The sequence below is a fragment of the Halorubrum kocurii JCM 14978 genome (assembly GCF_000337355.1).
GTDB classification, from domain to species: Archaea; Halobacteriota; Halobacteria; order Halobacteriales; family Haloferacaceae; genus Halorubrum; species Halorubrum kocurii.
The window spans coordinates 80,280-86,773 of record NZ_AOJH01000061.1 but is presented as its reverse complement, the minus strand read 5'-3'; the positions used below and the strand labels follow the sequence as shown (position 1 = coordinate 86,773).

Sequence of the window (6,494 nt, the reverse complement as noted above, 5' to 3'; positions counted from 1 at the left end):
GGGCTTCGCCCGACTGCCAGAGGCGCGTCGCGCCTCGCTGTCGCCGGCGCTGCGCGCCGGCTACCAGAGGGACCTCCGGTCCCTCGCTGGAGTCGGGCGGCCGGAGCGACGCGGAGGCCGCCCGACGAGGCTGGGGAGGCGTGAGGCGGTGCGGGTGGCCCTCATGGCTGGGGCTTTGGCGGTCTTCACCGCAGCGCCGTCGATCGCTTATAAACGGCCGCCAGCAACACCGCTCGATCAGTTATAAACACCTACTCAACCGAACTGAGACACACTCCCGATCTCGCTCACATCGAGATCGACGGCACACCGCCGATCCGCACAGCCACCGCTGCAGGAGCGAACACGTCGAAAATATAGAAAACGGACCGCAGAGTCTCGCGTCGCTCGCGGGACGGCGCGCTCAGTCGTCGGCCGGCGCCGCGCCGGAGCCGTCGTCGGCGTGCTGCTGTTTGACCCACGAGAGCTTGCCGCCGGCCGCGAGGATATCGCGCTCGCGCTCGGAGGCGTCGAGGTCGGCGGTGAACTCCCACTCGCCGTTGACGCTCACGGTGAACTCCTCCTGGCCGGAGGAGACGCCCGCGGGCACGTCGTCGACGATCTCGAGGTCGTCGCCCTGCTCGATCTTCTCGTACGTCCCCGCGTCGATCGCCAGCGGGACGATCCCGAAGTTGAACAGGTTCGCCTTGTGGATGCGGGCGAAGCTCTGGGCGAAGACGGCCTCGATACCGAGGTACATCGGACAGAGGGCCGCGTGCTCACGCGAGGAGCCCTGACCGTAGTTCTCGCCGGCCACGAGGACGCCGCCGTCGGCGTCGAGCGAGCGCTGCGCGAAGGTGTCGTCGACGCGCGAGAGCGTGAACTCGGAGAGCTTCTCGATGTTGGAGCGGAACTTCAGGATGTCCGCCGTCGCCGGGATGATGTGGTCGGTCGTGATGTTGTCCTCCATCTTGAGGAGGGCCTCGCCGCCGTCCACGTCGATCCCGTCTTTGAGCGGCACGTCCCCGATGTTCGGGCCCTTGACGAGGCCGTCGTCGATCGCCTCGTCGGGCGCGATGATGTCGGAGTCGGACTCGCCCATGCCGGGACCGTACTTCGTTCCCATCTCGAACCCGGGCTCTTCGAGGTCGCCGAGCTCGTCGGCCAGGTCGCGCGGGTCGACGATCTCGCCGGTGATGGCCGCCGCGGTGGCGACCTCGGGCGAGCAGAGGAAGACGGAGTCGTCCTCGATGCCCGAGCGGCCCTCGAAGTTGCGGTTGAAGGTGCGCAGCGAGACGGAGTCGGAGGCGGGCACGTGACCGATGCCGATACACGCGCCGCACGTCGCCTCGGAGAAGTTGACGCCGGCCGCCATCATCTCCGCGGTCCAGCCCTCGCGGGCCAGCATCTCGGAGGCCTGCTTCGAGCCGGGCGCGACGATCATCTCGGTGCCCTTCGAGACCTCGCGGCCCTCAAGCATCTTCGCGCTGGGGAGGATGTCCTCGTAGGCGCCGTTGGTACAGGAGCCGATGATGACCTGCTCGACGTCGGTGCCCTCGTACTCGCTGACGGGGGCGACGTTGTCGGGCATCGACGGCGCGGCCACGAGCGGCTCGAGCTCGCCGAGGTCGACCTCGATGGTCTCCGCGTACTCGGCGTCGTCGTCGGGCTGGAGGTCGACGTACTCCTCCTCGCGGTCCTGGCGCGCGAGCCAGTCCTTGGTCTTCTCGTCGGTCGCGAAGATCGAGGAGGTGGCGCCGAGCTCGGTGCCGAGGTTCGTGATCGTGGTCCGCTCGGGGATCGAGAGGTTCTCGGCGCCGGGGCCGGTGTACTCGAAGATCTTGCCCACGCCGCCCTTGACGGTCAGTTCGCCGAGCAGGTGGAGCGCGATGTCCTTCGCGGTCGCCCACTCGGGGAGCTCGCCCTCGAGGTGGACGTTGACGACTTCCGGCATCTCGACGTAGTAGGGGCCGCCCCCCATCGCGACGGCGATGTCGAGGCCGCCGGCGCCGATCGCGAGCTGACCGAGCCCGCCGGGGGTCGGCGTGTGCGAGTCGGAGCCGAGCAGCGTCTTGCCGGGCGCCGCGAAGTTCTCCTTGTGGACCTGGTGGCAGATCCCGTTGCCGGGCCGGGAGAAGTACGCGCCGAACGTGCCGGCCGCGGAGCGGAGGAAGCGGTGGTCGTCGGTGTTCTTGAAGTCGAACTGGTACGTCTGGTGGTCGCAGTACTGCGCGGCGAGCTCCGTCTGGACCTCGTCGAGGTCCAGCGCCTCGAACTGGAGCCACACCATCGTCCCCGTCGTGTCCTGCGTCAGCACCTGATCGATCTCGATGCCGATCTCCTCGCCGGGCGTCAGCTCGCCCTCGACGAGATGGTCATCGAGGATTTTCTCCGTAATCGTTTGTCCCATATCATCCGAAGTTGGCCCTCCCGTGAATATAAAACCCGCGAGTTTTTTGCAAGATCGACCGTGTTAGATCGGTAGAAGCGGCGATTATTACGGAATTAACATCGTGGTGGCATTCACCATGGAAGGTATAGGCGTAACGAGTGTATAAGGCTAATAAAGGCCCATACCTCCCGAAATCGGAGGCCTGAGCGAAGTCGGTGATCGGGCCGATCGGCGCCGCGATCGCGGGCGACACCGTTTAGTCTCGCCCGCGGGTCCGGTCGAGCATGTTCGACTCGGGAGCGACGGTCGCGGCGGCGCTCGCCGCGGGCGGCGCCGACCTCAGTGACGCGCAGCGACAGCCGAACGGCGTGGACCTCACCGTCGGCGCGATTTTCGAGCAGGCGGAGCCGGGCGCGATCCGCCGCGACGGGAAGCGGGTCGGCGAGCGCGAGGAGCTCGCCCCCGAGGACGGCGCGTACCGGCTGGAGCCGGGGACGTACGTGGTCCGGTACGGCGAACCGGTGCGGATCCCCGACGAGCGGATCGGGTTCGTGCTCCCGCGGTCGACGCTGCTTCGCAACTCCTGTACCCTCGACACCGCAGTCTGGGACGCGGGCTACGAGGGCGTCGGCGAGGGGCGCCTCGACGTGGGCCACGCGATCGCGATCGAGCCCGGCGCGCGGATCGCGCAGCTGGTGCTCGCGGCCGCCGACCACGACGGGACCTACGAGGGGGAGTACCAAGGCGAGGGGCTCTAGGCCGATGGCCGACCGCGGTCGCGGCGATCGCTGCCGAGGGCGGTGACGCGAGACTGCAAAGGTGACGCCGAGGGCGGTGACGCGAGACCGCGAACGTGACGCCGAGAGCCGGCGGTACGTACCGGTCGCTCTCGAGTGGTAAAGGAACGAACGGCACGCCCGTGCCGGGAAAAGGTGGCACGGGCGTGCCGTTCAGTAGGTCCCCGCTGACGCTTCGGCCCTCCAAGCGAAGCGTCACCTGAGTTAAGCGGTGGAATCCACTTAAACGTGCCGGGGGCGGCAGAGCTGTCGTATGAGGAACCGGCGAGATCTTCACGACGCTGGGTCGAGACCGGCCTCGGTCACTGCTTCGCCGGGTGATCGTCGCGGAGCCGAGGGTGGCCCGGACCGAGAAGCCGCTCGCGGAGGGTCCCGTGGCCGCGCCGGGCGTCCTCCGCTTCGTCCGGGTCGGGGACGAGCCCGCGCTCGCGCAGCTCGGGGACGACGAGGTCGACGAAGTCGGTCAGCGAGTCGGGCCGGACGACTTCCTTCACGTTGAAGCCGTGGACGCCGACCGACTCGTGCCAGTGCGCCAGCTCGTCGGCGACCTGCTCCGGAGTGCCGACCACCTTCGGGGAAGTCGTGCCGAGCCCGCAGAACTCCGCGACCTCGCGGACGGTCCACTCGCGGTCCGGCTGGGCCTTCGTGAACGCGTTCATCGTTCCCTGGATGGCGTCCGTCTCGATGTGCTCGACCTTCTGGTCGGGGTCGAGCTCCGAGAGGTCCATGTCGAGGAATCCGGAGAGGAGCGCGAGCGTCGCCTCGACGTCGACGTGCTCGGTGTACGCCTCGTGCTTCGCCTCGGCGGCCGCCTCCGTCTCGCCGACGATCGGCACGACGCCGATGAAGAACTTGAGGCTCTCGGGGTCCCGCCCGTGGTCGGCCGCGCGCGATCGCACGTCGGACATGTACTCGCGGACGCCTTCCTCGGTCGGCTGGCTGGCGAAGACGGCCTCGGCGTTCGCGGCCGCGAACTCCCGCCCGCGGTCCGACGAGCCCGCTTGGTAGATCACGGGCGTGCGCTGCGGCGAGGGCTCGCAGCCGTGAGGGCCGGGGACGGAGAAGTGGTCGCCCTCGTGGTCTATCGCCGAGACCTTCTCCGGGTCGGCGTATCGCCCCGCTTCGCGGTCGACCTCGACCGCGTCCTCGTCCCACGACCCCTCCCAGAGCTCGTAGCAGACGTCCAGGAACTCGTCCGCGCGGTCGTAGCGCGTCTCCTTGTCCATCCGCTCGTCGAGCCCGAGGTTCTCGGCGGCCGACTGCAGGTACGAGGTGACGACGTTGATCGCGACCCGCCCGTCGGTGAGGTGATCCAGCGTGGAGAACTCCCGCGCGAGCTGATACGGGTGGGTGTAGGTGGTCGAGCGCGTGATCGCGAAGCCGAGGTCGTCGGTGACCTCCGCCATCGCCGGGACGACGAGCTGCGGGTCGCTCGCGGGCGTCTGCACCCCCTTCTCGACGGCCGTCTGGCGGTCGTCGCCGTACACGTCGTAGATGCCGCGCACGTCGGCGAAGAACACCGCGTCGAAGCCGCCCCGTTCGGCGGTCCGCGCGACCTCCGTCCAGTACTCGCGGTCGGTGTACTCCGGAGACCGGTCGCCGGGATAGGTCCACGACCCGGGCGAGACGTGCTCGACCGAGGCCATGGTGAAGAGGTTGAGACGCAGGTGGTCGGACATGGACCGCGGTAGGGGATCGGCGGGTAATACCCCACAGAAAGTGGCGGCACTTGTCGGCGTCGGGGACGCGCCGACCGAGAACGGCGAGAGGAGGGATGACTACGGCGACGGCGCGTCGGGCGAGGAGACGTACGCGGCGAAGTCCGAGGTGGTGATGATCCCGATCGGCGTGTCGCCGTCGACGACGGGGACGTGGTGGAACCCGTGTTCGACCATCGTCGCGGCCACCGCCGCGACGGAGTCCTGTGCGCCGGCCGTGATCGGGTCCCGAGTCATGTACCGCTCGACGGTCGTCTCGGCCTTCGGCTGGCTCTTCGCGACGATGTCGACGAAGTCGGTCGTGGTGAGGATGCCGACTAAGCCGCCGTCGTCGTCGACGACCAGCGCCGAGCTGATGTCGTTATCGAGCAGTACGGCCGCCGCGTCTTCGACCAGGGTGTCGGGCGTCACCGTGTGAAGCTCGCTCGTCATCAGGCGCGCCACGAACACGTCGTCGATATCGTCCATGCCTATTCGTTCCGCCGTCGACGTATAAAGCGTTGCCACGCGGAACGGCGACGGCGCTCACAGGAACCGCGAGAGCCCGGACTGGCGGCGCGGGCCGTCGCCATCGGGATCGGCCGCCCACGCGGTCCGCTCGTCGCGGAGACGATCCCGGTCGGTCGCGGGAGGGTCCGCGGGCTCGCGCTCGTCACAGGGCGCGCCGCAGTCGCGGCCGGGATCGACGACCCGGTCGAACCGCTCGCAGTACGGGCGCCCGTCGGCGGTCGCCGTCGCGTGCGCGCAGGCCGGGAGGTCCGGACGCCACCCCTTCCCGTACGCGCGCTCGGCGATCCGGCGGCGCTTCCGCGCCTTCGCGGCGGGGTCGACGAGCGCCACGTCGGTCCGAAGCGCGCGCTCCTCGCGGATCTCGACGCCGGGCGCCCCGGGATCGAGGGGGGTCGGCTCCCGGACGACCTCGCGCTCGCCGGTGTCGGGGTCGAACCGCCAGACGCCGACCGACTCGGGGATCCGGTTGAGGTGCGCGCGGGTGACGTAGGAGGCGGTGGCGAGGACCACCTCGTCGAACAGGCCGAGCGCCGCGTCGTATCGCAGTTGCGCCGCCAGATCGCCGGGCGTGCCGAGGTCCGGCTTGTTCTCGATCGCGGTCAGCGAGCCGACCCAGTCGCCGGGGTACCGAGCGGTGGCGCGCACGACCGGACGGCCGTCGCGGCGCTCGCGTTCGAGGTAGCCGACTTCGGCCGCCCGCTCGGCGACCGCCTCGGCGCGGTCGGGCGGGAGGTCGAACGCCGCCGCGAGGGGGACCGCCTCGCCCGGCCCGACTGCGGCCTCGATGGCGAGGTCCGGGATCCGGTCGGGCGTGATCGCCGCGCGCCGGTCGAACTCCGGCCCGGGCGTCAGCACGCAGACGTCGACGATCCGGCCGCCGGGGTTCTCGACCCCGGCGCCGAGCTGGCGGGCGACGACCCGGTCGGGAGATTCGAGCGCGGCGCACAGCGCCAGCTCGAACCGGAACTCCATGGGGGGAGAACGGCCGCGGACGAGTAAAGCGCGTCGGCGCCGGCGGGGGATCCGGACGCGGGGCGGGAACAGAAGCGGTTCCACCGCGGTCGAAACCGGTATTCCCCGCCGGCGCCAACGGCGACC

General features: G+C 69.8%; 5 protein-coding genes. 1 reads left to right on the top strand and 4 read right to left on the bottom strand.

Annotated elements, in window-relative coordinates:
* Positions 1-403 precede the first annotated feature (403 nt).
* The gene (locus tag C468_RS09580) at positions 404-2,389 is read right to left on the bottom strand and encodes an aconitate hydratase (protein ID WP_008848685.1); all 1,986 of its coding nucleotides are present in this window, start codon (positions 2,387-2,389) and stop codon (positions 404-406) included.
* 266 nt (positions 2,390-2,655) lie between these two features.
* Here C468_RS09580 and C468_RS09575 point away from each other — a divergent pair, with 266 nt between their 5' ends.
* Positions 2,656-3,129, top strand: coding sequence for a deoxyuridine 5'-triphosphate nucleotidohydrolase (locus tag C468_RS09575; protein ID WP_008848684.1), 474 nt, complete (start codon positions 2,656-2,658; stop codon positions 3,127-3,129).
* Positions 3,130-3,470: 341 nt separating this feature from the next.
* Here the strand turns inward: C468_RS09575 and C468_RS09570 are convergent, their stop codons facing one another.
* The 3 genes from C468_RS09570 to C468_RS09560 form a co-directional block, all read right to left on the bottom strand.
* The gene (locus tag C468_RS09570) at positions 3,471-4,847 is read right to left on the bottom strand and encodes an NtaA/DmoA family FMN-dependent monooxygenase (protein ID WP_008848683.1); all 1,377 of its coding nucleotides are present in this window, start codon (positions 4,845-4,847) and stop codon (positions 3,471-3,473) included.
* Between the two features lie 99 nt (positions 4,848-4,946).
* A complete protein-coding gene (locus tag C468_RS09565; RefSeq protein WP_008848682.1) occupies positions 4,947-5,354 on the bottom strand; it encodes a CBS domain-containing protein in 408 nt (135 codons plus the stop codon).
* Between the two features lie 57 nt (positions 5,355-5,411).
* Positions 5,412-6,368: a DUF5787 family protein gene (locus tag C468_RS09560; RefSeq protein ID WP_008848681.1), complete on the bottom strand. Its 957-nt coding sequence runs from the start codon at positions 6,366-6,368 to the stop codon at positions 5,412-5,414.
* Positions 6,369-6,494: the final 126 nt, after the last annotated feature.